Origin of the sequence: Quyinboa sediminis, from assembly GCF_042219855.1 — a bacterium.
Lineage (GTDB): Bacteria > Bacteroidota > Bacteroidia > Bacteroidales > UBA5342 > JBHJHP01.
Map to the genome: position 1 here is coordinate 116,999 of NZ_JBHJHP010000008.1, position 24,622 is coordinate 141,620.

Sequence of the window (24,622 nt, forward strand, 5' to 3'; positions counted from 1 at the left end):
TAGTATGAGCCGGGAAATGCGTACAAAACCTTTGTTATTGAAGGATGACCTTTTTTAAGTAAGTCCTGTCTGCATGAATACGTAACAGGTATATGCCATTACTTAATTCATTTCGGTTAAGCATTATGGTGGTGTTCTGTAGGTTTTTTCTTTGCTGTACAAGCTTACCTGTTACATCGATTATCTCAATGCCGGTGATCAAAGCATGATTGCTTAAACTTACCCTTGCTGTTTTTGTGATGGGGTTTGGATAGATGCTAATTGAGCACGGTGTTTCATCAACACTTATCGAACTGTGTTCTAATGTTGCTGATTTTAATTTACTCTCTTTTGTGGCTTGCCATCCATACTGGTTCCGTTGGCCAGTCCGTCTCAGATTATCAGACATAACTGCTCCCATATCAACAAGGCCCGTTTCTGCATCCGGTCTCGGATTATCATAAAAATCGAAGGCAGGTGCCGTGTACAACTCACCATCAATCTGGACAGATTCTGCGCCTGTTCCTAAACACGGACTTTTTGGGAGAGGCTTAAACAGTGCAGGATTTACCTTTGGATAGGCTTCAATATTATTTTCACCAAACCATGCTCCTTGCAGTTCAGCCTCGCCTCCTTTTATACAGTTATTGAATGCATAAAGGTTACCATCATTATTATCGGCAAACCATGTTAAATCCGATCTGAAATGAACGTCAGGCAAATAATCCTGGAAAATTTCACGACAGTTCTCACCATCTGTTTCATCCCATAAAATATTATTCAGTAATAATAAGTTTAAATCATAAGTAAAGACACCCGCTCCATCGGAGGCTTCATTATCAAGTAGCGTGTTATTCATTACCAGTGGAACAATGGGATAGGTAAAAGCAGGTTGAGTTATTCCTCCCATGCTGAAAAAGGCAAGACCTCCACCTTTATCCTGCGCATAATTATTGGTTATGATGTTATTGAAAACCTGAACCTTTAAGGTGCTGTTATCTGGTGGTACATTCTCCCAAAACTCAATATACATGCCTCCTCCCATACTCGTTTCACTATGCAATGCATTTCCTGTAATGGTGTTATTGTTTATCTGGATATCAGGACCGAAACCGTGTGCGGTTTCAATTTCTATGCCTCCTCCCAAAGTGCTGTAGCCTTCGGTGCAGGTAAGCGAGTTGTCCGAGATGATATTATGATTAATTCGAACGGTAACACCTTGGGACGCAATTAGAAGTCCTATGCCTCCTCCCGAAGTTATATCAGAGGTAATAGTAGAATTTCTTAAAATTTTATTATGCCTGATTATTATTGTATTGCTACTTAAAAAGGCGCCACCAATGCCAGGAAAAGTTGCATTATTTTGTACAATACTGTTATCAGTTACAATATTATTCTCAATAACGGCACCATTGTTAAAAAGCAGGACCGCTCCACCAACATAAGCCCCTAAAAGATCTACATATGAGCCAGAACCTCCTGTTAAAGTAAATCCCTTTAAAGTGGTATTGCTGTTTGGAATACCGGTCAAAAAGACAACAGAGCCCACTGCCGGATTTACGGGTTGACTTCCATCAATAATTGTTTTTGAAATGTGAGTTGACTTCCCATCAAGAATAAATTCACTGGCAAGTGTAATAGCTTTCCCTGTAATAACAAGGTTTTCGTAGTAGGTTCCTTCGGCAACCAGAACGGTGTCGCCTTCGCTGGCAGCGTTGATGGCGGCCTGGATCGTAGCTTGTTCTGCAGGTACATGAATGACCTGTGCGGATGTCTGAAGACTCAGACAAACCATACTTAATACGAATGTGAAAAGCTTTAATTTCATGATTGGTAAATTTTTGGTTGACATTCAAGTTAGGGCATTTTATGTGCAAAATCTTTAACATATGTGCCAAAAAATTGCTAAATTGTGTCATATTCGTTTAAGGTGTAAAGTGTCTCTAAATGAGTATTTTGAAGGATTGGTGAAATGCGTCTTGGATGAACTGGATTTTGATTAACCAACTGTCATCTGCATGAATTTTATTCAGGCACAAACATCAGTATTTTTGGCTCGTGTCAGGGAAATCATTGAACTAAACCTGGACAATGACATGTTTGATGTATCCACCCTGGCTAAAGCATTAGGGGTCAGCAGATCAGGATTACACCGAAAATTAAAAGCAACATCCGGTTTATCTGCATCAGCATATATCTGTAGGGTCAAACTGGATATGGCGTTTAAGCTGCTTGAGGATTCCCCGATGAACATAACAGAAATAGCCCTGGAGTGCGGCTTCCGTAGTGTGGCTTATTTTGATCACTGTTTCAGAAAATATTTTGGTTATTCCCCGAGGCAGATCAGAAAAGAGGTTTTGGGGGTACCTTACGTCCATAGTCAGTTAAAACCGGTATCAGGTCAGAATGAACCGGACGAACAGCATCGGCTTCAACCACAAAATGTCCATCACATCCCGGTGCCGGCTACTTCGTTTATTGGCCGGGAACAGGAATTAAAGATGATACTGGACCTGTTGCAGTCGTATCGTATCATTTCGTTGGTCGGATCAGGTGGATGTGGTAAAACGCGCCTGGCGTGTGAAGCTGTTCAGTATTTGGATCATCAATTTAAAGATGGAATATGGTTTGTTGATTTTTCGGGCATAAGTGATGATAAGCGTGTTGTGCAGACAATAGCGGAAGCATTTCACATTAAAGAGGGAAAGGGGAAGGATCTTACAGAACTGCTGATTCAAAGATTACGGGAATGGCGCTTATTACTCATCCTGGATAACTGTGAACACCTTGCAAAATCCTGTGCCCGGGTGGCAGGCACGCTCATTCGCTCAGTGCCTGGACTTACACTGTTAATTACCAGCAGGGTTGCTTTAAATGTTTACGGGGAAAAAGTATGGCGGATTCCTTCACTGAGTCTGGTTGATCCGGATAAGGTTGCCGGCCCTGAACAGGCCTTACAGTCTGATGCGATACACCTGTTTGTGGACAGGGCAAAACTTTCAGATCCGCGGTTTAAACTGGATCATGAGAACAGTAAAGAGACCGCAATGATCTGTAAACAATTAGACGGGATACCGCTGGCGCTTGAACTGGTGGCGAGTCGCATACGGTATATGGAACCGCCACTTATACTCCGACGGTTGTCCGGTGCATTCACGAGGCTGGCATCAACTGATCCGGGCACGGTAAACCGGCATAAAACTTTAAATGCTGCTATTAACTGGAGTTATGAACTGTTAACTCATGAAGAAAAACTGCTCTTCAGGAGATTGGGTGTGTTTTCAGGTGGATTTGATCTGGAGGCTGTTGAAAAGGTTTGCAGCGATGCATCTTTCCCTGAAGAATATATTCTGGATCTTTTATCAAATCTGGTAGATCGATCCATGGTTAATACAATAAGGCATTCGGGACAGCCAATCCGCTATGTTATGCTTGAGACCATCAGGCAGTATGGCCTTGAGCATTTGCCTGTGAAGGACGAACAAGCATTACGAAAGAAGCATCTGGATTACTTTGTGGGTGTTGCTGAAAGCGGCTTCGAAGAGCGGATGAGCGCCCAAAACGTTTGGTTAAATAAAATTAGCCTGGACTATGAAAACATGCTTTCAGCGCTTTTCTGGGCAGAGAAAAATAAAAGGTCGGTATATCGTTATTTGTCCGGGCTGTTAGGATGGTTCTGGGCAAGGACCGGACGCAACAACCTGGCCCGTAAAATACTCGGTGGACTTATTGATGAAAGAAGGTTAAAGTCAGCCACAAAGGCAAGAGTGTTATCAGGATTCAGTTGGGCAAACTACGGCAATTTTGATCCTGCTTTTAAGGATACGTTTATTGATAATTTCAGACAGGCGATGTTGATCTGGCGACGCTTGGGTGACAGGAGGGAAGAAGCGGTTGCAACTTCAACATTTGCAGCAAGCATCGGACTGTTCGGAGATCTGGAAAAGGGACTATCCCTGGCAAAGGATGCTGTTGAGATTGCTAAAGAAGCGGGTGAAAAAGGTGCCTTATTATTTTGCCTTAGAATGTTATCGCAGGCATTGGTCAATCTTAAAAAAACAGTGGAAGCCAGGCCAGTCATTAACGAGCAGCTGAAGTTAGCAGATGAGCTGGATAATCCCAATGCAAAATTTGGCGGGCACCATAATGCAGGCGACTGTGCTGCCATAGAAGGCAGATTTCATGATGCAGAAAAAGAATATGGATTAGGATTGAAAGCCATAGCCGTATATGGCGATATGGTGTATATTTTGACCGAGATCCTTGGCATTGCCATTGCAGTATCCAGTATGGGGCATTATCGAAAAGCACTGATATTAACAGGCGTTTCAAATGTACAGGCAAAAAAAGCCGGTTCTCAGTCTCTGGAAAATTTACCGTATCAGTTCTGGCAGGAACTGATCAAAACACACATAAATGGGGCACGTGAAAAACTTGGCGAAGAACTTTCTCAAAAATATGAAGCTGAAGGTGCTGCCATGGAACTGGAAGATGCAATAAGCTATGCCCTGGATTTTGAGAAGGATTAAATTGCAGATTGCATAAAGGGTGTGTACCGACCTCTATTGTTCTAAACAGCGCTGCTGCGTTTAATTTCATGAAAAAAAACTGGTTAAAGTTTGGCGGCTTTTTAATGTTTTTAAGGCTGGTCATCTGACCCCTCTTGTGTTCTCCACCTGAATCAGTCTGGAATACCCTCCTTGTCCTGATCGAAGTATCAGTATAGACCAGTTACTATGAAACGTGCAGATTCATTGTAATCTAGAGTTGGTCATGTGTTTGATTTTCAATAAAATACGATGATTAACAGAAAAGCACAGACCAAAGCCTGTGCCTTCCCATTCTAACTATTTGTAATCATCAGAGTTTAATCAGCTTCTCTGTAACAACCATATCTTCTGAACTAATCCTGATCAGATACAATCCCGCTTTCAAAGCGGATACGTCAATTTGTTTTTCCAGCTTGGTCATGCTGGTTTCAAGTACGGTTTTTCCGTTTATGGATATGATCTCAATGCTGTACTGATTAAGATTTGATGTTTCAATCCTTAGATTGCCAAAAACAGGATTGGGATAAATTGAAAACAATTCTTCTGGATAAATATTTTCAGTAAAACCATCAATACAATCAGTAGGGCAGGTTCCCCATACCGGTAACGAATCTTGTTTAAATTCTAAAGGGCAACCTGCTGCAAATTGGTCGGGTATATCGTTTATATTCTCTACGCACCAACAGGAAAGATCCTGATTAAACATTTGTGCATTGTAAAACATTCCGCTCATAAATTTCACGCTACCTACGTCCCAGTTCCAAATATCCTGATTAAAACTATCAGCATAATAAAACATTAATGACATGTCAGTAACATTACCTACGTTCCATGAGCCAATGTCCTGATCAAATGAGTGTGATAGGCAAAACATAATACTCATATTAGTTACGTTACTCACATCCCAGGCCCCTATATCCTGGTTGAATTTAATAGCCTCTGAAAACATTCTATACATACTTTTTACGTTACTCACATCCCATTTCCCGATAGGATGGTTAAATTCCGAACACTCAAACATCCCACTCATATCTGTTACGTTACTCACATTCCAGTTGCCGATAGGTTGGTTAAATTCCGAACAAGCAAACATCCCTCTCGTATTTGTCACCTTACTCACATCCCAATTCCCAATATTATGGTTAAATTGAGTAACAATAGGAGCTGAAAATTCCAATTTATCTCCCATGAACATTCCTGACATATCGGTCACATTGCTCACATCCCATTCTCCAATATCCTGATTGAAATCCGAAGCTCCATAAAACATGGAACTCATGTTGTTTACTTTGCTGACATTCCAATTTCCGATATCCTGATTAAATTTAGTCGTGCAAAACATATAAGACATATCTGTAACCTGACTCACATCCCAACCACTTATATTTTGGTTAAACTGTGAATATCGAACTACATTTAATGGGAGAATAAGACCCTTAAACATTGCATGCATATTTTTCACTTTGCTAACATTCCATTTCCCAATATCCTGATTGAAATTCGAAGCTCCAAGAAACATAGAACTCATATTCGTTACCTGACTCACATCCCAGTAACTAATATCATTATTGAATGAGTATGCAAGAAAGAACATATTTGACATGTTGGTTACATTACTTACATCCCATGATCCGATATCCTGGTTAAACTTATCTGCATCATTAAACATCCCACTCATATCCGTTACATTGCTCACATCCCATGCCCCTATATCCTGGTTAAACGCCATTGCATAATGAAACATCTCACTCATATCAGTAACCTGGCTTACATCCCAGGAACCAATATTTTGTTTAAAACCTTGTATCTTATAAAATAAACTGTCCATTTTTGTCACCGGTGAGGTACAAAGAATAGTTAAATCTGCCCCTTCATCTCTTCGTTGTTCCAGGAGTTCTCTGTCCACGGCTTCATACCTTATGCCGTTAACCGTGCCCGTATCGCCGGGCTGGCAGTTTTCGCATTTAATGGTTATGCCATTTTCATCTAAATAAAAATATGGTTCTTCTGTACTGCTTTGTAGTGTGCCCGTATGTTTTGTTGTATTACCCTGCCCGTACATCAGACCAAAGGTCCAGATGCAAACAAGAATTAATGTAATTTGCGTTTTCATGGGGTATGAGTTTTAAATGCTTTACATAATGTTTAATATTATTCCATTCAAAGTTTAATCAACTTCTCTGTAACGACTATATCTTCCGAACTAATCCTGATCAAATACAATCCCGCTTTCAAATCATACACATCAATTTGTTTTTCCGGTTCGTTCATATCGGTTTCAAATACGGTTTGACCGTTTAATGCTATGATTCGTAACTTGAAATGGTCAACCTCAGAAACTTTAATTTTTATGATATCTGACGATGGATTGGGTGAGATTCTGAATCGCTTTATGTGGTGCTCAGTTTTGGGAATGGAAACCGGCCACTTTAAGTTCGATTCCCTGGCGCCTATATCCGGACTAGTATTGGCAGGATTCGGACGCATGGATGAATCCCTGAAGTCAGATCCAGGTGCATAAAACCATGAACCAGCAATCTCCACAGAATCGATCCCTTTCCCTATGCATGGACTGTTATCCGATAACTCAAAAGTTGCCGTATCTAGCAAAGGATCTGTATCCAGGTTATTCTCACCCAGCCATGTGCCTTCCCATGCTTCTTCCTGGCCGGACTGCCAGCCACCTTTAATGGCATTGTTATATAAATGAAGTTTACCCCGGTTGACATCGGTACACCAACTAGCTCCTGTTGGAAAACAATAATGTATGCTGTCCTGGAATATTTCCCGGCAGGTTTCAGAAATACTATCCCAGAAAATATTATTGATCAGCACTGATATGGCATCATAGTTAAAGATTCCTGAACCATCAGAGGCTATATTTCCTGAAAATGTGTTATTGGCCAGAACAGGATCAGGTGGGTATTTTAGTGCGGTGTATTTATGTTTTGCCATATTCCAGATGGCAACACCACCTCCTTTATCCTGTGAATAGTTATGTGTGATCAGGTTATTATAAATTCTAAGCTGTGTTGGAGAGACCGGGGTGGGGGCATTCGTACCATATACAACATATATGCCACCACCCATGCTGGACTGACAATGTAGTTCGTTATGATCAATTACATTGTTATATACCCTGATATCAGCACCATAGGAATATTCCATTTGTATATATAATCCTCCGGCTACTGCTTTGTATCTTGAGGGGGAAGTAGTTTTATTATATGATACAGTATTGTTAAAAATTCTGACGGTTGAATTTCTGGCAGCGACTAATACAATTGTGCCGGCCGGCATATTGTTGGAAATTACCGAATTGTCTTTAATTGTATTATGACTGATATATAAAGTGTCGTTCTTACTTAATTTAGCACAGATTCCTGATGCAGCACAGTCAAAGTTTTTTAATATATTATTGTGTATAATGTTGGATTCTATCCTGGCCCCGTTATTTTCAATCAGTATACCACCTCCTGCGTACAGATTGTTATCATTAATAGAAATTATTGATCCTGCTCCTCCGGTAATGGTAAGGCCGGTTAATACCGCATTGCTGTTGGGTACATTTTTAATGGTAACCACCGAAGCTTTTGTTGTTTTAGTATACTGACTACCGTCTATAATGGTTTTGGAAATATGAGATGTATCTCCATCCAAAATAAACCGGCTGGCCACGGTAATGGCTTTGCCATTGTAGTTAATGTTTTCATAGAAAGTTCCTTCGGCCACCAGTACCGTGTCGCCGTTTGTTGCTGCATCAATGGCTGATTGAATAGTTGCAATTTCTTCAGGAACTTTAATAAGCGTAGGATCATCCGCCCGGGCAAACTCAGATTCAATAGCACCTATATCGGTCCAGTGGTCTGCTGCATTTGGTCTTTTTAAATTCAAAAAGTCAAAATCAGGTGCCGGATACCATACATTTTCTACATTAATTGAATAAGCACCAAGTCCAATACAAGGACTTCCCTCTAATAATTCATAGGTTGCGTAATCAAGCAAAGGATCTGCATCGATATTGCCTTCACCAGTCCAACCTTTCCGGATACAGTTGAACTGGGCTTTAGCACTGCTGCCGTTTTCTACTATAATTTCCTTAGCTGATCCTATATTTGACCAGAGGATGTTATTGAAAATGGTTGCATTTGAGCTCATACGCAATGCGATTTGATTTCCCCCGGATAATCCTGTGTTATTAACTATGGTATTATTGTATATCATCGCATTGTCTATTTCCCACAAGGTAATACCGCCTTCCAGTTTATTGACAGCACGGTTTCCGGAAATCACATTATTATATATATGCAAGTGCTTATCCGAATGATTACCTCTGACGAAAATGCCTGCTCCCTCTAGATTTAAGTTGCTTGCTTTTAGTGTGTTATTCTTTATCAGGTTATTGCGGATGATTACCTCATGAATTACTCCATCAGGTACTTTGTTAAACCAGTAGCCTATCCCTCCTGCAACGGACTCAGTACCAGAGGTAATAGAGTTTTCCATTATAGTATTCCCTTCGATCAGGATACTTCCACCACCAATACACATACCTCCTCCCATTGCTCTTTTGACACCATTAAAAGTATGCTCTCTGAAAACATTGTTTCTGATAATGAGATGATGATTTTCAACCATTGCAGATAATCCAAAACCCCATGCATGTGTGGATTTTGTAGGATTTGGCAAATTGTTTTGACGTATGATGTTATTTTCAATTTTACCTCCAGAACCTAAAGTACAAATTCCTCCACCAACAAGAAATAATGTACCTTCCATTGACACATATGTACCTTTCCCACCCGTAATGGTAAAACCGCATAGTACTGAAGTAGTATCTTCTCCGGATAACATCCTTACCACTGAAGCAGAATCAGGATGTGATGGCTGGCTCCCGTCTATAATGGTTTTTGAAATATGTGAGGTATCATCATCCAGTATAAACCGGCTGGCCACGGTAATGGCTTTGCCATTGTAGTTGATGTTTTCGTACCAGGTTCCTTCGGCAACAATGACAGTATCGCCGGTTGAGGCAGCATTAATGCCCTGTTGTATGGTGACCTGATCATTCGGAACCTGAATGATTGTTGCGGTGGTAAGAAATGATAATGTGAAAATACTTACCAGTAGAGTAAAAAGACGTATCATAATGGCGTGTTTTGAGGTTATCGTTTTAAAACTAAAAAGTACCCATCTGTTAAGAATGGCTGGAGCATATCTTTATACAGCAAGTTATGGACTTTTACTACCAAATTCTTACACTATATTTCCAACTTTTTGCAATTATGTTTCATTTCGGATTTACTTCGGATTTTTACAAAAAATACGTAAATTTATGTGTGATAAATTAATGATTTACAGACCCCAAAACCCACAAAATGGATTTTAATGCCATTAAATCTTCTGAACTTCAATCCAGAGCAGAACAAGTCATACTGGATAATCTGAATGATGAACAGTTCAGTGTCACAGATCTGGCTGCCAGGCTGGATATGAGTTATTCCTCATTGCACCGGAAGTTTAAAAACCACATAGGCGTATCTGTAAGTTGTTTTATCAACAGGATCAAATTAAATTCAGCCTTGCATTTACTGCAGGATTCGTCGGATAATATCATTGACATCGCCCTCAGTTGCGGGTTTAACAATGTAACGTATTTCGACAAATGTTTCAGGGATCATTTCGGATATTCCCCCAGGCAGGTAAGGAGAGATGGTATTCCACCGGGCGGATTAAGAACAGTTATAAAAAGAGAAGAGCCGCAATCTGATAGATCAAAAGTGAATGCCGACTTACATAATTTGCCCTTATGGAATACCACTTTTATTGGGAGGCAAAAAGAGATTGATGCTGTGTTAGAATTGTTAAGATCCTATCGCATGGTGTCTCTGGTTGGTTCCGGGGGGTGTGGTAAAACACGTCTGGCCTGTGAAATTGTTAAGTATATTAATGCAGATTATAAAGACGGGATCTGGTTTGTGGACCTTTCGGCTCTTACTGATGAAAATCTGGTGATAAATGCAATTTCAGGCACTTTAAATATTTCCGAAGTTCCCGGAAAGGATCTTACAGATAGTCTTATTCAGAAACTGAAGGGATATAGACTTTTGCTTATTCTAGATAATTGTGAGCATCTGTTGGATACATGTGCCGAGGTGGCTGGAATGTTGATCCGATCTGTTCCCGGCCTTACCTTGCTCATAACGAGCAGGATAGTATTGCATGTAAAGGGAGAAATGGTATGGCGGATTCCGTCATTGGGTATGGTTGAATCAGGTGGTATGGCTGATCTGGCAAAGGCGAAAAAATCTGAAGCAGTGCAGTTGTTTACAGATAGGGCAGTGTTGAGCGATGCCAGATTTTTGGTGGATGGGAAAAACATTAAAGATGTCGTTAATATTTGCAAACGTGTGGATGGAATTCCTCTGGCTCTTGAACTGGTTGCAAGTCGTGTGAGATATATGGATCCGGCAGATATTCTGTCACGGTTATCAGGCCGTTTTTTAAAATTATCTACACCAGATCCGGGTATGGTCGCCAGGCATAAAACACTTCATGCCACAATAAATTGGAGTTTTAATATGCTTAGCAGGGAGGAAAAACTCCTGTTTAAACGGGTGAGCGTTTTTACCGGAACATTTGATCTGAAAGCGGTCGAAGGAGTCTGTAAAGATCGCATGTTACCCGGAGACTATATGTCCGATTTAATAGACAGCCTGACAGACCGTTCCATGGTTTATACAAACAGGAATGATGGAGAAGCCATAAGGTATGCTGTTCTGGAAACAATACGTCAGTATGCCGATGAATTACTTTCAACGCATGAACGACAACAGATACAAAAAAGACATGCGGCATACTATTTAAAACTGGCGGACAGATCTTATCGGGAACGTCTGGATGATCAGGCTGAATGGATGGTAAAATTACATCTGGAGCACAACAATATACTGACCGCGTTGAACTGGCTGGAGAAAAATAATGAAAAGAACTTCATAAAACTGGCTGGTGCGCTCACCTGGTTCTGGATGAGAACCAAGAATATTAACCTTGCAAAAAGGGTGTATGAAAATATAATAAGACAATATCTGGCCTCTAAAGAAGACAGTGCCAGGATATTTGCCAATTATGGTTATTTGCTTGTGCAGATCAGCCCTGACTTTGAAAGAGCGGTTGACTTTATGAAAAAAGGGAGTGCTTTATGGCATCAGTTAAAAAACAGAAGTGAAGAGGCAATGGCTTATTATAACCTGGCTCTGGCTTATTATGGTTTTAGAATGGATAAAGAAGGTATTGTCTTTGCCAATAAAGCGTATCGGATTGCACAGGAGGAAAAAAATAATGGAGTGATATTAAATTGTTTAATAGCTGTTTCTCAGGGGTACGTAAATGTAAAAAAATTTTCGAAAGCCAGGTTATTGGCAAAAGAGCTCCAAGTTGAAGGTGAGAAACTAGGTAACTTATATGTGATACTTGCAGGGCATCATCATCTGGGGGATTGCTCATTGATGCAGGAAAAGTATGGTGAAGCTGAGAAGGAGTATGGCAGGGGAATTGAATTGGCATCGCAATATGGCGATTTTTTATTACAGTGTACTGATTTATATGGTTTAGCCATGGCTGTTGCCGGACAGGGCCGTTATGAGAAAGCACTGCGCTTATTCGAGGTTGTCAACAAAGCATCACAAAAGGAGGGAGCTCTGTCGCCTGAAAATTTGCCCATGGTATTCTGGCAGGAACAGGTGCAAAAACATGCAGTTGATACTCGCAAAAAACTGGGTGAAGAATTTACCCATAAATACGAGGAGGAAGGTCGTAAAATGTCCCTGGATGAAGGGATCACTTATGCCCTGGATTTTGAGAAGGATTAGATTAAAGATAGAAGCAGTTCCTTGAATTTTTTTCCGGAAAACTTTTTTGAAATGTCTTCATCATCTACATGCATTATCTTCCCTTTTTCAACTTCCACGATACAATCTCTACCTTCAATTTTCATTTCAGCCTTAAATGGTGGTGAATAATCGAGGTTCCATGAATCGAGGGTGTATTTGTTGTCGCGGAGCTGAATGGCTGTTTCCAGTTCCTGATCGGTTGGATAATCAATGTAGGCGTCCAGAATGTCTGAGAGATGAACAATGAACTGAGAGAAAAATTCCTCTTCAGAAAGCGGTTGGCTTAAATGTTCTTTTAGGTTGGTGATATTGCTGCGCACACTGTCAACGCCACGTCCGGATATTTTTAACGGTTGATGCAGACATTCATGCAACAGTTCTTTATTGGCATTATACAGCAAGGTGCCATGGTGAATGGTTCGGTCCCGGACGACATGACAGGCTGTTCCGGTTACTTTATGATCCTGAATATATAAATCGTTTCTCTCACCCTGGAGCAGATCAATATTAAAATGCTTAACGGCCTCAATTATCAGATCCAGTAAAGGCTGGTAATTGACTTTAAACTCCTCTCTGCGTGTGTTGTGCAGACTGATATTCAGGTTCCCCAGGTCATGAAAAACCGTGCCGCCACCGGAAATACGGCGATGATAAGCAATATTTTTATTAATACAGTACGGAAGGTTTACTTCTTTAAAAATATTCTGATGTTTTCCCACGATGACTGATGCATTGTTCCGGTAAATGAAACAAAGATTGTCTTCGGAATGCTTAAAATAAACCTCTTCAAGCGCCAGGTTCACTGCCGCATCGCAAAACGGGGAAACAATTAGTCGCATGGAATTTTACAGTTTGTACAAACATACAATTATTATTACTGTTATATTTGTTAAAACACAAATTTAAAGTCATGCAAAAACTCACTTACGTACTCTTAATTCCTTTACTTATGGCTTGTAATGCTCAGCATAAAAAAATTGAATATCCCGAAACGAAAAAGGGAGATGTGGTTGATAATTATTTTGGAACGGAGGTAGCCGATCCGTTTCGGTGGCTTGAGGATGACCAGTCCGATGCCACCAAAGAATGGGTTAAAGCAGAAAATAAGGTAACGAATGACTATCTGAGCCAAATCCCGTTCAGAGATAAAATTTTTAATCGTTTAAAAGAACTTTGGGACTATCCTAAAAGTTCGGCTCCTTCAAAACATGGCAGTTTTTACCTGGAATCGCGGAATAACGGGTTGCAGAATCAGAGTGTCCTTTACATCATGGATTCACCTACGGATTCGGGCAGAATATTAATTGACCCGAATACTTTAAGCGACGATGGAACCGTAGCGCTGGCCGGTACTGAAGTTTCTGATGATTATAAATATATCGCTTATCTGACTGCTTCAGGCGGTTCGGACTGGAATGAAATTTATGTCAGGGATATAGCAACAGGGAAAGATTTGCCGGATCATATTCAATGGGTTAAATTTTCGGGTGTCTCGTGGTATAAAGACGGATTTTTATATTCCAGGTATCCTGAACCTAAAAAAGGGGAGCAGCTAAAGGGGGAAAACAAGGATAGTAAAATATATTATCATAAGCTGGGAACACCTCAGTCACAGGATGTGGTATGGTATGAAGATCCGGAACATCCTGACTGGATGTTTGGTGCCGGCGTTTCTGACGATAAGAAAGTCGTTATTATATCGGTAACAGAATCCACAACAGGGAATGCATTGTATGTTATGGATCCAAAAGGAAAAGCTGTAGAGAAGATCATTCCCGGATTTGATAACGACTACGTAGTCATCTATGCCGCAGATCAAAAACTTTGGGTTTATACCAACTACCAGGCACCCAGGTATCAGTTGATACAGATTGATCTGAAAAAACCGCAAAAGAAAAACTGGAAAGTTATTGTGCCTGAAAATGATAATGTGTTGACAGCCGTGAAGTATATTGGAGGTAAACTGATGCTGGAATATATGGTGGATGCCAAATCTCAGGTAGCTGTGTGCAATACAGATGGAAAAGTGGAGAAGATGCTGGATTTACCGGTGGGTTCCGTAGGTGGTTTTACGGGTGAACCGAAAGATACCGAGACCTATTTTACTTTCGCCTCGTTTACTACGCCCTCAACCGTATATAAGTACGATATTGCGAATGATGAGCTGACTAAATTCAGTGAAGCAAAAATTAAATTTGATTCAGATGATTATGAAACCAAACAGGTGTTTTACACTTCAAAAGACGGCACAAAAATTCCGATGTTTATTACATATAAAAAGGGGATGAAACCTGACGGTAGCCATCCTACCCTGCTGTACGGATATGGTGGATTTAATGTTAGTCTTACACCTGTGTTTAGTGTGACACGCCTTATATGGCTTGAAAATAATGGTGTTGTGGCGATACCTAATTTGCGAGGTGGGGGAGAATATGGTGAGAAATGGCATGAAGCAGGTACATTGATGCAAAAGCAGAATGTATTTGATGATTTTATATCGGCAGCAGAATACCTGATAAAAGATGGATACACCTCAAAAGAAAAACTGACAATACAGGGTGGTTCCAATGGTGGTCTTTTGATAGGAGCCTGTATTAATCAAAGACCTGATCTTTTTGCCGTTGCTTTACCGGCTGTTGGTGTGATGGATATGCTCCGTTACCATAAGTTTACGATTGGACGGTTTTGGGCAACAGATTACGGAACAAGTGAAGACAGCAGGGAGATGTTCAATTATCTCTACAGTTACAGTCCGGTTCATACCGTAAAAGAAGGTGCCGATTATCCTGCCGTTCTGGTTACTACTGCCGATCACGACGACCGTGTGGTTCCGGCTCATTCCTTTAAGTTTGCTGCAACCTTGCAGGAAAAGGTCTCAGATAAGAATCCGGCGCTGATCCGGATTGATACCAAAGCCGGTCACGGAGCCGGGAAACCAACCGATATGGTGATCCAGGAGTATGCAGATCTGTGGTCTTTTGCTTTTTATAATATGGATGTAAAACCGGTGTATAAATGATTTTACCGGATTATCTGGTCATAGAGGGTAATATTGGCGTGGGTAAAACCACCCTTTCCAACATGCTGAAAGAGCGCTTTGGTGGTGAACTGCTTCTTGAACGATTTGCGGAAAATCCCTTTTTACCGTTGTTTTACGAAAATCCCGATCGCTATGCCTTTCAGCTTGAGTTGTCGTTTATGGCCGATCGCTTCAATCAGATCCGGAATATTGCAGACCGGATCAGGCAAAAGAACAAGCTGACAATAGCGGACTATTATTTTACCAAATCTTTGATTTTCGCCAGCGTGACGTTAAAAGATGAGGAACTGAAATTATTTGAAAAGCTTTTTGATATTGCCCGTTTTGAGCTGATCCGGCCCGATCTTTTTGTATATTTGTATTCAAAACCCGATGTATTGCTTGAAAATATTCGTAAAAGAGGTCGCACATATGAGTCAGGGATTTCAAAGGATTACTTGTCTAGCATTAGCGAAGCGTACAAAAAACATTTGAATAAAGTTGATTTCCCTGTGCTGTACATTGACGTATCGGAATTTGATTTTGTAGATAATAATGAAAATTTTACTAAATTAGTAGATCTGATGTTCGGATCAACCTATTGCAACGGAGTAACTATTAAAGAAATAAAAAGTAGTTCAAATGGCTAAAGTCTGCTAAAACAATACGTTTAAATGGGTTTATTTTAAAATATTTTTTATTTTTGTGCGAACTAGCGTTAAAAAATTGCTAATTGATATTGATAACGTAAATAATTAATCACAATGAAAAAAAGAATTAATCTTTATTCTGCACTTTTGGCTGTAATAATGGTTTTAGCGAGTTGTTCAAAACCACCTCAAGACCTTACAGATGTTAAGTCTGACGTAAATCCGTCACCCCTTGTAGTAAAAGCTGGTAAAATCAATGCCCAGATTAACCTCACATTTCCGGCTAAATTCATTCCTAAAAAAGCTGTTGTTGAGTTAATCCCGGTATTATCCTATGATGGTGGCGAAGTTGAAGGAAAACCTGTGACCGTGCAGGGCGAAAAAGTTGAGGATAACTTTACTTCAATAAGTTTTGCAAATGGTGGAGGTATTGCTATTCCGGTAAGTTTCGATTTCCAGAAAGAAATGAGGATGTCTGAACTTCAGGTCAAAGCCAAAATTACAATCGGTTCCAAAGAGTATACAACACCTGCATATAAAGTGGCCGACGGTGTTAACGCCATCGAAACCCTTGTTAATGACAGACAGGCTGAACCTGCATTGGGAGAAGACGCTTTCCAGCGCATTGTTCCTGATATGGCAAAAGCTGATATTCATTATATTATTCAACAGGCCAACATCAGAGGTTCTGAATTAAGAAAAGAAGATATTGAAGCACTTAAAGCTTTTATTAAAGAAGCTCAGGCAGCAGAAAACAAAGAGTTTGCCGGTGTGGATGTTTCATCTTATGCTTCTCCTGACGGACCGGAAGATCTGAACAAGAGACTTGCTGAACGTCGTGAAGGTTCTGCTGACAGCTATATTAAAAAAGAGCTGAAACGGAATAAAGTTGATGCCAGTAAAGAAGGTTTCATCGATTCTAAATTTACTCCGGAAGACTGGGAAGGATTTAAAGAAGAACTGGAAGCATCCAACGTGGATGATAAAGATCTGATTTTACGCGTGCTTTCCATGTATTCTGATCCTGAAGTAAGAGAGAAAGAAATTAAAAACCTTTCTGCTGCATATAAAGAACTTGCTGAAGACATTCTTCCAAGATTACGTCGTTCCAAGTTAACGGTTAATGTTAACGTGATTGGTAAATCTGACGAAGAAATTGCAGAGCTCGCTGCAAGCAATCCTTCTGAACTTAACGTGGAAGAACTGCTTTATGCTGCTACATTAACTGAAGACAATGCAAAAAAACTGGATATCTATAAAAAAGTGACTTCTGTTTATCCTAAAGACTGGAGAGGTTACAACGATATGGGTTGTGTGTTGTTTGAAACAATGAAATTTGATGAAGCTGAAAAAGCATTCTCTAAAGCTGCCGAAGCTGATGCATCTGCACCTGAAGTACAGAATAACCTTGGTGCTATTGCACTTGTGAATGGTGATGTTGCCAAGGCAAAAGAATACTTCGGAAAAGCTGCCGGTGCCGGTGAAGAGCTGACATACAATCTTGGCCTGGTTAATATCCACGAAGGAAACTATCCTGCCGCTGTTAAGAATCTTGGAAACAGCCCGACTAATAATGCTGCCCTGGCTAAAATTTTAACTGAAGATTATAAAGGTGCTTTAGCAACACTGAATTCAGTTGAAAATCCAATCTGTATGACAGATTATCTGAAAGCCATTGTTGGTGCAAAAACAAATGATAAGGCGCTGGTTATTTCTTCTTTAAAAGCTGGTGTTGAAAAGAATGAGGCCTTGAAAAAAATGGCTGCAACAGAAATTACATTTGCAGAGTATTTCGAGGATCCTGAATTCAAATCTATCGTAGAATAACAGATTATAACTTTTTATATATACAAGGCTGATCCAGTGGGTCAGCCTTTTTTTATGTTATTTAATTATTGACATTTTGATTTAACAAAGCATATCTATAATTTAGGATCGGAATTGAGAACAAAATAATTATTGGCCTGTAAATTCTTAACTTGTTGCATTTAACACTTTGTGGCACACTAATTGCTTTTGTTTAGAAAAATTAATGGAGGTTACTATGAAAACCAGGACTTTTTTATACGGCGCACTTTTAATATTGCTTTCTTCCTGTGGAGTAGGTTATATGTCATCTGGTTACTATGACGATATATATTATACCCCTTCGGATAATACACCGGCAATCAGTGCAAAACTTTCAGATGCTCCTGCTGCAACAAGTAAGGCGCAGATGAAAGAGGAACGTAAGGAATACAACCAAATGACAGCTGAAAAGGCACGGTCAGTTGATGATTATGAAAGAGCTACCGAAGGCGTTGATTTTGCTCAGGTAGAACAGGATTACATGGGAATAATCAATAATGATAACATTACTGATATAGATACTATTGTTTACTACAATGATGAAACAGGGTATTATCTGAACGGTTTCAACGGAAACAGGAACGATTATTATTATGCACAGCGGATCCATAGATTTCATGGACCAAGAGCTGCTGTTGCTACCTGGGATCCCTTCTATTCAGATATATATTTCCTCGATCCGTATGACTGGAATGTATACGTAGACGGTAGTTATGCATGGGTTACACCAACATGGACAAACCCTTCCTACTATAACTATTATTATGGTTACAGCCCCTACAGTTATAACTACTGGAACTATGGTTATTATAATCCATGGTACTCATGGGGTTATGGGGGATATTACAGCCCATGGTACTACGGTGGTTATTATGGTGGATACTATGGTGGATACTATGGATATTCTCCTTATTACAGTGGTTGGTATGGGGGATATTACGGACATCATCACCACTGGTATAGTGATCATTATTATGCCTCCAAGGACAGGCGGTATGAGCCACGTCGCTCAGGTTACGGAAGAACCGGTGTAAGAACAACAGCAGGAACTTCGACAGCTGTATCGGGTAGAACGATTAGCAGTTCCAGCAGAACCAGTGACAGAATCGTTAGCTCACGTTCAGGCAATACTGCAATCAGGTCTGATGTTAATGCACGTGTAAGCTCTTCAGGCAGATCACCTTCTGCAAGAGCAACTTCCACAACTGCAAAAGCAGTGAATACCCGTCCGACCATTACTTCAGGATCAGGCAGGGACGCTTCAAGGTCAAGTGCCAGGACATCGGGTACAGTCAGCCGGAATGTTACACCTACAATCAGAAGTACTTCAACTTCCACAAGAGGTACGGTAACCACAAGGCCTGCCACTACAACCCGGTCATCCAATGCAAGAGTAACAACAACTACGCGTTCAGCTTCAACAAATAACGCTACTGTAAGAACGTACAGACCAACATACAGTAAGCCGCAGACCAGTAGTTCGCGATCAACCTATAATACGACATCAGGTACTAAGTCCGGCTCATCGTATGCCAGACCATCAACGAATTACAGATCAAGCAGCAGCTCTGGCAGTGTAAGGAGTTACACCCCTTCAAGCAGTAGCGGGTCTACATCAACCAGAAGTAGTTCAGGTTCATCTTATAAATCGTCTTCTTCAGGATATACACCTAGCTATTCCGGCAGTTCATCTTCCGGTAGTTACAGGTCATCCGGAAGTACTTCAAGATCATCCGGTAGCAGCTACTCCGGAAGCAGGTCATCAGGATCATCTTCCAGATCATCTTCAGGAAGTTCAGGTAGAAGCAGTTCTTCATCCAGACGATAAATTATTTACGAACTAAAGAAAAGCGATCATGAAAAAATTAATAGCAGCATGTGTTGCAGTTCTTATGGCTGCAAGCGGAATGGCTCAGACCCTGAATGATGCATATAATTTATCATCAGTTACTTACGGAAGTACCGCAAGGTCAGCAGCTATGGGAGGCGCATTCGGTGCCCTGGGAGCAGATTTCTCTTCCATATCAATTAACCCGGCAGGACTGGGAGTATACAGGGGAGGAGAGTTTACGTTTACCCCCAACTTCTATCTCAACTCATCCAGTTCAGATTACCTCGGAACAGTATCGGATGATAAAAAAGTGGGGCTCAACTTTAATAACCTCGGTCTGGTGTTTGCAACACCTACACTCAAGGATCAGGGTGTAATGTCGGTTAACTTTGCAATAGGTTATAACCGTTTGAAAGACTTTCACAGGGTAAGCTATACACAGGGCAATAATTCTTTAAACAGTCAGCTTACATATTATGCGCATGATCTGGCAGCTTATGGTGAACAAAATTCCTTATGGAGCAGCTACCTTGCATACCAGGGATGGCTGGTAGATAAGTATACTAACACGGATAATCAGGTCGTATATGAATCAATTCTGTTAAGTGATACCAAAGTTGATCAGACTCAAAGTGTTTTTGAAAAGGGGAAACTGGATGAATGGAATTTTGCAATGGCACTGAATATTAATCACAAGGTTTACGTCGGTGCATCCTTTGGCATTAGAGATGTGTATTACAGAAAGGAGCTGATGTATAAAGAGGCTTTCGGAATAACACCAAACGGGTCTTATTCGCAATGGGATGATGCTTCGCAGAGTTACATTTTTTATGATAACGGCGGGTTTGTGAGCAATGATTATCTGACCACCTCAGGATATGGGTTCAACGGAAAACTAGGTGTCATAGCCAAACCGGTTGATGCATTACGTCTGGGCGTTTCAATACATACACCTACGTATTATGTGTTGGAGGACAATTACTCCTATTCAATTGATCCGGATGTACTGCATCCTGTAGGAGCCGATGATGTAAGACCGGATATACAGAACTCAGATGACCTGAGTTATAAATATGTCATCTATTCCTCGCCTTTAAATCTGGAATTCTCTATGGCTTATGTCTTTGGTAAATATGGGGTATTCAGCCTGGATTACGGCATTTCAGATTACGGAGGTATGACGATTCATGAAAGAGGTTCAAGTACGGGAACGTTCATAAATACCAATCAGATGATTTCAGATGTGATGAATACCGGTACATCTTTAAGAGCCGGACTGGAACTTAAGGCTTCACCAAATTTTAGTTTACGCGGTGGATTTGCACGTTATTCATCTCCGTTAAATACAACAAAGGCTGATAGCTATTCATTTGATAAAGCGGGCGCATTGAATCAGTATTCTGCTGGTTTTGGATACAGGGATAATGATTTCTTTATTGATTTTGCCTATGTACTGCAAAACCAGAATGTTGAATCCAGTTTGTTTATCCTGGATAACTCAGCACCTACAGCGATGACGAAATACAATTCAAATAAGGTTATGATGACTGTTGGATTCAGGTTTTAGTTCATAATAATGATTTTTGAAAGAGCCCCGTAAGGGGCTTTTTTTTTATCCTCCGGAGATTGTATTTTTGTGGCAAATAACACAGACATGAATTACATGTTTACAACAGGGCATCACAGCTTTCTGATGCCTTCAGAACAGATTGAGGAATTAGAGGGGAGCGTATTTCGCTCGTTTTGTTTTGCAGAACCCGGTTTTTCTGAAGAGCATATTGAACTGGAGGCCTGGAAGTGTCGCTGGGCGGCAAATATGTTAAATGCTGAACTATATGTACTGAGCAATCCGGATCTCGCCGGATTAATCAAAGCAGACGGCATCATTCTGAAACGTGACGATTTGCCACCAAATGTTGTACGATCAAAGCTGGGAAGCACTATTAAAATTGGTGGGCTGAGTGGTAATTTTGATGATGCTGTTAACTTCCTGATCGAAGGAGTTAACTTTATCTTGTTGGGTCCGCTGAAAACAAAAGCGGGGGTTAATGAAATAGGATTCGACAGACTGCAAACGATTTATGGTTTGCTGATGCAGAATAAGCTGAGTATACCTTGTTACGTATTTGGAGGTATAGAGCCGGATGATATTGCAAAGCTTACAAATTTAGGGATAGATGGAGTTTCTGTTTCGTCCTTTATTTTAACAGAGGATGAGATAAATATAAAAGCGCAGGAATTCAATAAAAGAGGTTGATCCTGAAGAACGGATCAACCTCTTTATATGAATAGATCAGAACAATATTAGAGTTAACTTAAAATTTCGTCTATTGATTTAAGGGGAAGATTAAATGCTTCTGATACACCCTGGTAGACAATATCACCTTTCACAATATTTAACCCCTTTTTAAGTTCACAGTTTTCCCTGCAGGCTTTCTGCCATCCTTTGTTGGCCAGTTGTAATGCATAAGGCAGGGTGGCGTTGGTCAGTGCCATTGTTGATGTTACCGGAACAGCACCCGGCATGTTAGCAACACAATAGTGTACCACATCATCAATAACAAACACAGGGTTTTCGTGTGTGGTAGGCTGAGTAGTTTCAAAGCAACCGCCCTGGTCTACAGCAACATCTACCATTACAGTTCCGGGACGCATTTCTTTCAGCATTTCCCTTGTGATCAGTCTTGGAGCTTTTGCGCCCGGTATCAGAACAGCTCCTATGATTAAATCATTAACCTTTACAGCGTCGCGAACCCGTATTGCATTGGCCGCCACTGTATTTACATTGGCCGGCATGACATCGGCGAGATATCTCAGACGATCCAGACTGACATCCATAATGGTAACATCGGCACCTAATCCTGCTGCCATTTTAGCGGCCTGCGTTCCAACAACACCACCACCAATTACCAGAACCTTTGCCGGAGGAACACCCGGAACACCTCCTAACAGCAATCCTCTTCCGTTGAATGTTTTTTCCATATATTTGGCCCCTTCCTGTGTTGCCATTCTTCCGGCTACTTCTGACATCGGAATGAGCAACGGAAGTTTACGGTCCCTGGTTTCAACCGTTTCATAAGCCAGACAGATGGCTTTTCTCTCGATCATGGCTTTTGTTAAAACCTCGCTTGATGCAAAATGGAAGTAAGTGAACAGTAACTGGTTCTCTTTGATTAGAGGGTATTCTTTGGCGATAGGCTCTTTCACCTTGATAATCATATCCGCATTGTCATAAACCTCTTCGATGGTAGGTAACAACCGGGCTCCGGCTTCAAGGTAGTCCTCATCCATAAAACCGCTGCCTTCTCCCGCTGTCGACTGTACATATACAGTGTGCCCTGCTTTTACAAGATCCAAAACTCCACCCGGTGTGAGTGCTACCCTGTTCTCATTTGTCTTAATTTCTTTTGGAACACCTATAATCATTTTTACTGCTTTTTTATAAAATTCAAATCAAAATAACAAAAGTGTATGAGTGTAAAATATGAAATTTATCATCGTAAAGTAATGATTAATCGCAGGTTTAAAGCTAAAGTGAACCCGTAGCAATACTAAGACGAAGAGATGAAAACTAATGGATAGAATGCTGAATTAAATCAGGCATTAAAGTCATACGTAGCAATGGCATCAGAAAGTTTGTCCAGGAACGTTTTAATATGTTTGCCAATCATCATTTTTACAACTGAACTCATTTCGGCTTTTAATGTAAGCTTGACTTTTGTATCATTCTCCCCGACTTCCTTAAGCTGAATCCATAAATTAAAGGCCACGGGCGAAGATACCGATTCAAACTTTATGGTTTTAAATGGTTCTTTATCTATAATGCGCAGTCCCAGAACACCTGCATTTTCAACCTTAAAAAAAACTGCATCCTCTTCAATGCGGTCCAGCTGAATCTGATCTTCAGGCAGACGATCCAGATGTTTTTTGATATTTGTTAAATCTGAAAGCACCCCGAAGGCTTGCTCCTGAGGTGCTGTTATCGTTTTAATTTCACTTTCGAATTTTACCATATGGTCAGGCCGGGTTCCAGTTTGAAGGATCTTTACGCCATTCCTTCAGGGTGTCAATATTATTTTTAGAAATATATTTGGTCTCTAATGCAACTTCAATCAGTGTGTCATAATCACTTAGCGTTGTCAATTCAACACCAGCTTCTTTAAAGGCATCTTTAGCAACCTGAAAGCCATAAGTAAAAATTGCCATCATACCGACTACCTCACAGTTGTCATTTTCAACCGCTTTTACCGCAGCTAAACTGCTGCCCCCGGTTGATATAAGATCTTCAATTACCACAACTTTCATTCCGGGTTTAAGATCACCTTCAATCAGGTTTTCCAGACCGTGATCTTTTCTTGAGGAACGAATATAAACAAAGGGCAGTCCAAGTTCTTCAGCAACCATGGCACCCTGTGCAATGGCACCGGTTGCCACACCTGCAATGGCATCAACATGTTCATATTTTTCAAGTATCAGCCTGGCAAGCTGTATTTTAATGTAATTTCTTATTTCAGGATATGACAACGTTTTTCTGTTGTCGCAATATATTGGTGATTCCCAGCCTGAAGCCCAGATGAACGGGTTGGTGGGTTGTAGTTTTATTGCTTTTATTCCGAGGAGCTTTTCAGCAACCTGACGTTTTAACTTATCCATTTTTGACTTATTTATTTAAGCCGCAAATTTAATGTAAAATTGTAAGCATGAAAAATTGAAGTTGTATAATATTCAGCTGATTTTGAATTATTACCTCTATACCTAAGTATACACATGAAAATCCCGTAATTGCCGGTATAAATTTTTATATTTGAATAATCTGATATATTAAATCAAAACAGGAAGTTTATCCGGATTTT

General features: G+C 40.5%; 15 protein-coding genes. 8 read left to right on the forward strand and 7 right to left on the reverse strand.

Annotated features, from left to right (window positions below):
• Nucleotides 1-34: 34 nt before the first annotated feature.
• The gene (locus ACE1EF_RS17120; RefSeq protein WP_375721917.1) at nt 35-1,807 is read right to left on the reverse strand and encodes a T9SS type A sorting domain-containing protein; all 1,773 of its coding nucleotides are present in this window, start codon (nt 1,805-1,807) and stop codon (nt 35-37) included.
• Nucleotides 1,808-1,997: 190 nt separating this feature from the next.
• Here ACE1EF_RS17120 and ACE1EF_RS17125 point away from each other — a divergent pair, with 190 nt between their 5' ends.
• The gene (locus tag ACE1EF_RS17125; RefSeq protein ID WP_375721918.1) at nt 1,998-4,508 is read left to right on the forward strand and encodes a helix-turn-helix domain-containing protein; all 2,511 of its coding nucleotides are present in this window, start codon (nt 1,998-2,000) and stop codon (nt 4,506-4,508) included.
• Between the two features lie 331 nt (nt 4,509-4,839).
• On the opposite strand, the gene ACE1EF_RS17130 is transcribed toward ACE1EF_RS17125, so the two are convergent.
• Entirely contained in the window at nt 4,840-6,642 is a 1,803-nt protein-coding gene (locus ACE1EF_RS17130) for a BspA family leucine-rich repeat surface protein (RefSeq protein WP_375721919.1), read from the reverse strand.
• 47 nt (nt 6,643-6,689) lie between these two features.
• Nucleotides 6,690-9,677: a T9SS type A sorting domain-containing protein gene (locus ACE1EF_RS17135; RefSeq protein ID WP_375721920.1), complete on the reverse strand. Its 2,988-nt coding sequence runs from the start codon at nt 9,675-9,677 to the stop codon at nt 6,690-6,692.
• A gap of 230 nt (nt 9,678-9,907) precedes the next feature.
• On the opposite strand from ACE1EF_RS17135, the gene ACE1EF_RS17140 reads away from it, so the two are divergent.
• A complete protein-coding gene (locus ACE1EF_RS17140; RefSeq protein ID WP_375721921.1) occupies nt 9,908-12,400 on the forward strand; it encodes a helix-turn-helix domain-containing protein in 2,493 nt (830 codons plus the stop codon).
• On the opposite strand, the gene ACE1EF_RS17145 is transcribed toward ACE1EF_RS17140, so the two are convergent.
• A complete protein-coding gene (locus ACE1EF_RS17145) occupies nt 12,397-13,260 on the reverse strand; it encodes a lipoate--protein ligase family protein (protein WP_375721922.1) in 864 nt (287 codons plus the stop codon). The two genes, ACE1EF_RS17140 and ACE1EF_RS17145, sit on opposite strands and share 4 nt — an antisense overlap.
• Before the next feature lie 71 nt (nt 13,261-13,331).
• Here ACE1EF_RS17145 and ACE1EF_RS17150 point away from each other — a divergent pair, with 71 nt between their 5' ends.
• The 6 genes from ACE1EF_RS17150 to ACE1EF_RS17175 all read left to right on the forward strand — a co-directional run bounded on the left by ACE1EF_RS17150 (nt 13,332) and on the right by ACE1EF_RS17175 (nt 22,026).
• Nucleotides 13,332-15,440: a prolyl oligopeptidase family serine peptidase gene (locus ACE1EF_RS17150; protein WP_375721923.1), complete on the forward strand. Its 2,109-nt coding sequence runs from the start codon at nt 13,332-13,334 to the stop codon at nt 15,438-15,440.
• Complete coding sequence (locus tag ACE1EF_RS17155; protein WP_375721924.1) at nt 15,437-16,090, forward strand: deoxynucleoside kinase; 654 nt, start codon at nt 15,437-15,439, stop codon at nt 16,088-16,090. The genes ACE1EF_RS17150 and ACE1EF_RS17155 overlap by 4 nt, the downstream gene beginning before the upstream one ends.
• A 114-nt stretch (nt 16,091-16,204) precedes the next feature.
• Nucleotides 16,205-17,917, forward strand: coding sequence for a tetratricopeptide repeat protein (locus tag ACE1EF_RS17160; protein ID WP_375721925.1), 1,713 nt, complete (start codon nt 16,205-16,207; stop codon nt 17,915-17,917).
• A gap of 217 nt (nt 17,918-18,134) precedes the next feature.
• The gene (locus ACE1EF_RS17165; RefSeq protein ID WP_375721926.1) at nt 18,135-19,766 is read left to right on the forward strand and encodes a hypothetical protein; all 1,632 of its coding nucleotides are present in this window, start codon (nt 18,135-18,137) and stop codon (nt 19,764-19,766) included.
• Between the two features lie 28 nt (nt 19,767-19,794).
• Complete coding sequence (locus tag ACE1EF_RS17170; protein WP_375721927.1) at nt 19,795-21,336, forward strand: OmpP1/FadL family transporter; 1,542 nt, start codon at nt 19,795-19,797, stop codon at nt 21,334-21,336.
• An 87-nt stretch (nt 21,337-21,423) separates the two neighbouring features.
• Nucleotides 21,424-22,026 carry a thiamine phosphate synthase gene (locus ACE1EF_RS17175; RefSeq protein WP_375721928.1) on the forward strand — a complete coding sequence of 201 codons (603 nt, stop codon included), beginning with the start codon at nt 21,424-21,426 and terminating at the stop codon, nt 22,024-22,026.
• Between the two features lie 53 nt (nt 22,027-22,079).
• On the opposite strand, the gene ald is transcribed toward ACE1EF_RS17175, so the two are convergent.
• The 3 genes from ald to pyrE form a co-directional block, all read right to left on the reverse strand.
• Nucleotides 22,080-23,195, reverse strand: a complete 1,116-nt coding sequence (gene ald, locus ACE1EF_RS17180) for an alanine dehydrogenase (protein WP_375721929.1) — start codon at nt 23,193-23,195, stop codon at nt 22,080-22,082.
• Nucleotides 23,196-23,365: 170 nt separating this feature from the next.
• Entirely contained in the window at nt 23,366-23,782 is a 417-nt protein-coding gene (locus ACE1EF_RS17185) for an SRPBCC family protein (protein WP_375721930.1), read from the reverse strand.
• Between the two features lie 4 nt (nt 23,783-23,786).
• Entirely contained in the window at nt 23,787-24,422 is a 636-nt protein-coding gene (pyrE, locus tag ACE1EF_RS17190; protein WP_375721931.1) for an orotate phosphoribosyltransferase, read from the reverse strand.
• Nucleotides 24,423-24,622: the final 200 nt, after the last annotated feature.

What these genes read in the sequence shown, in the direction of transcription:
- ACE1EF_RS17120 (WP_375721917.1), bottom strand. Translation starts at nt 1,807, where the DNA reads ATGAAATTAAAGCTTTTCACATTCGTATTAAGTATGGTTTGTCTGAGT.
- ACE1EF_RS17125 (WP_375721918.1), top strand. Translation starts at nt 1,998, where the DNA reads ATGAATTTTATTCAGGCACAAACATCAGTATTTTTGGCTCGTGTCAGG.
- ACE1EF_RS17130 (WP_375721919.1), bottom strand. Translation starts at nt 6,642, where the DNA reads ATGAAAACGCAAATTACATTAATTCTTGTTTGCATCTGGACCTTTGGT.
- ACE1EF_RS17135 (WP_375721920.1), bottom strand. Translation starts at nt 9,677, where the DNA reads ATGATACGTCTTTTTACTCTACTGGTAAGTATTTTCACATTATCATTT.
- ACE1EF_RS17140 (WP_375721921.1), top strand. Translation starts at nt 9,908, where the DNA reads ATGGATTTTAATGCCATTAAATCTTCTGAACTTCAATCCAGAGCAGAA.
- ACE1EF_RS17145 (WP_375721922.1), bottom strand. Translation starts at nt 13,260, where the DNA reads ATGCGACTAATTGTTTCCCCGTTTTGCGATGCGGCAGTGAACCTGGCG.
- ACE1EF_RS17150 (WP_375721923.1), top strand. Translation starts at nt 13,332, where the DNA reads ATGCAAAAACTCACTTACGTACTCTTAATTCCTTTACTTATGGCTTGT.
- ACE1EF_RS17155 (WP_375721924.1), top strand. Translation starts at nt 15,437, where the DNA reads ATGATTTTACCGGATTATCTGGTCATAGAGGGTAATATTGGCGTGGGT.
- ACE1EF_RS17160 (WP_375721925.1), top strand. Translation starts at nt 16,205, where the DNA reads ATGAAAAAAAGAATTAATCTTTATTCTGCACTTTTGGCTGTAATAATG.
- ACE1EF_RS17165 (WP_375721926.1), top strand. Translation starts at nt 18,135, where the DNA reads ATGAAAACCAGGACTTTTTTATACGGCGCACTTTTAATATTGCTTTCT.
- ACE1EF_RS17170 (WP_375721927.1), top strand. Translation starts at nt 19,795, where the DNA reads ATGAAAAAATTAATAGCAGCATGTGTTGCAGTTCTTATGGCTGCAAGC.
- ACE1EF_RS17175 (WP_375721928.1), top strand. Translation starts at nt 21,424, where the DNA reads ATGAATTACATGTTTACAACAGGGCATCACAGCTTTCTGATGCCTTCA.
- ald (WP_375721929.1), bottom strand. Translation starts at nt 23,195, where the DNA reads ATGATTATAGGTGTTCCAAAAGAAATTAAGACAAATGAGAACAGGGTA.
- ACE1EF_RS17185 (WP_375721930.1), bottom strand. Translation starts at nt 23,782, where the DNA reads ATGGTAAAATTCGAAAGTGAAATTAAAACGATAACAGCACCTCAGGAG.
- pyrE (WP_375721931.1), bottom strand. Translation starts at nt 24,422, where the DNA reads ATGGATAAGTTAAAACGTCAGGTTGCTGAAAAGCTCCTCGGAATAAAA.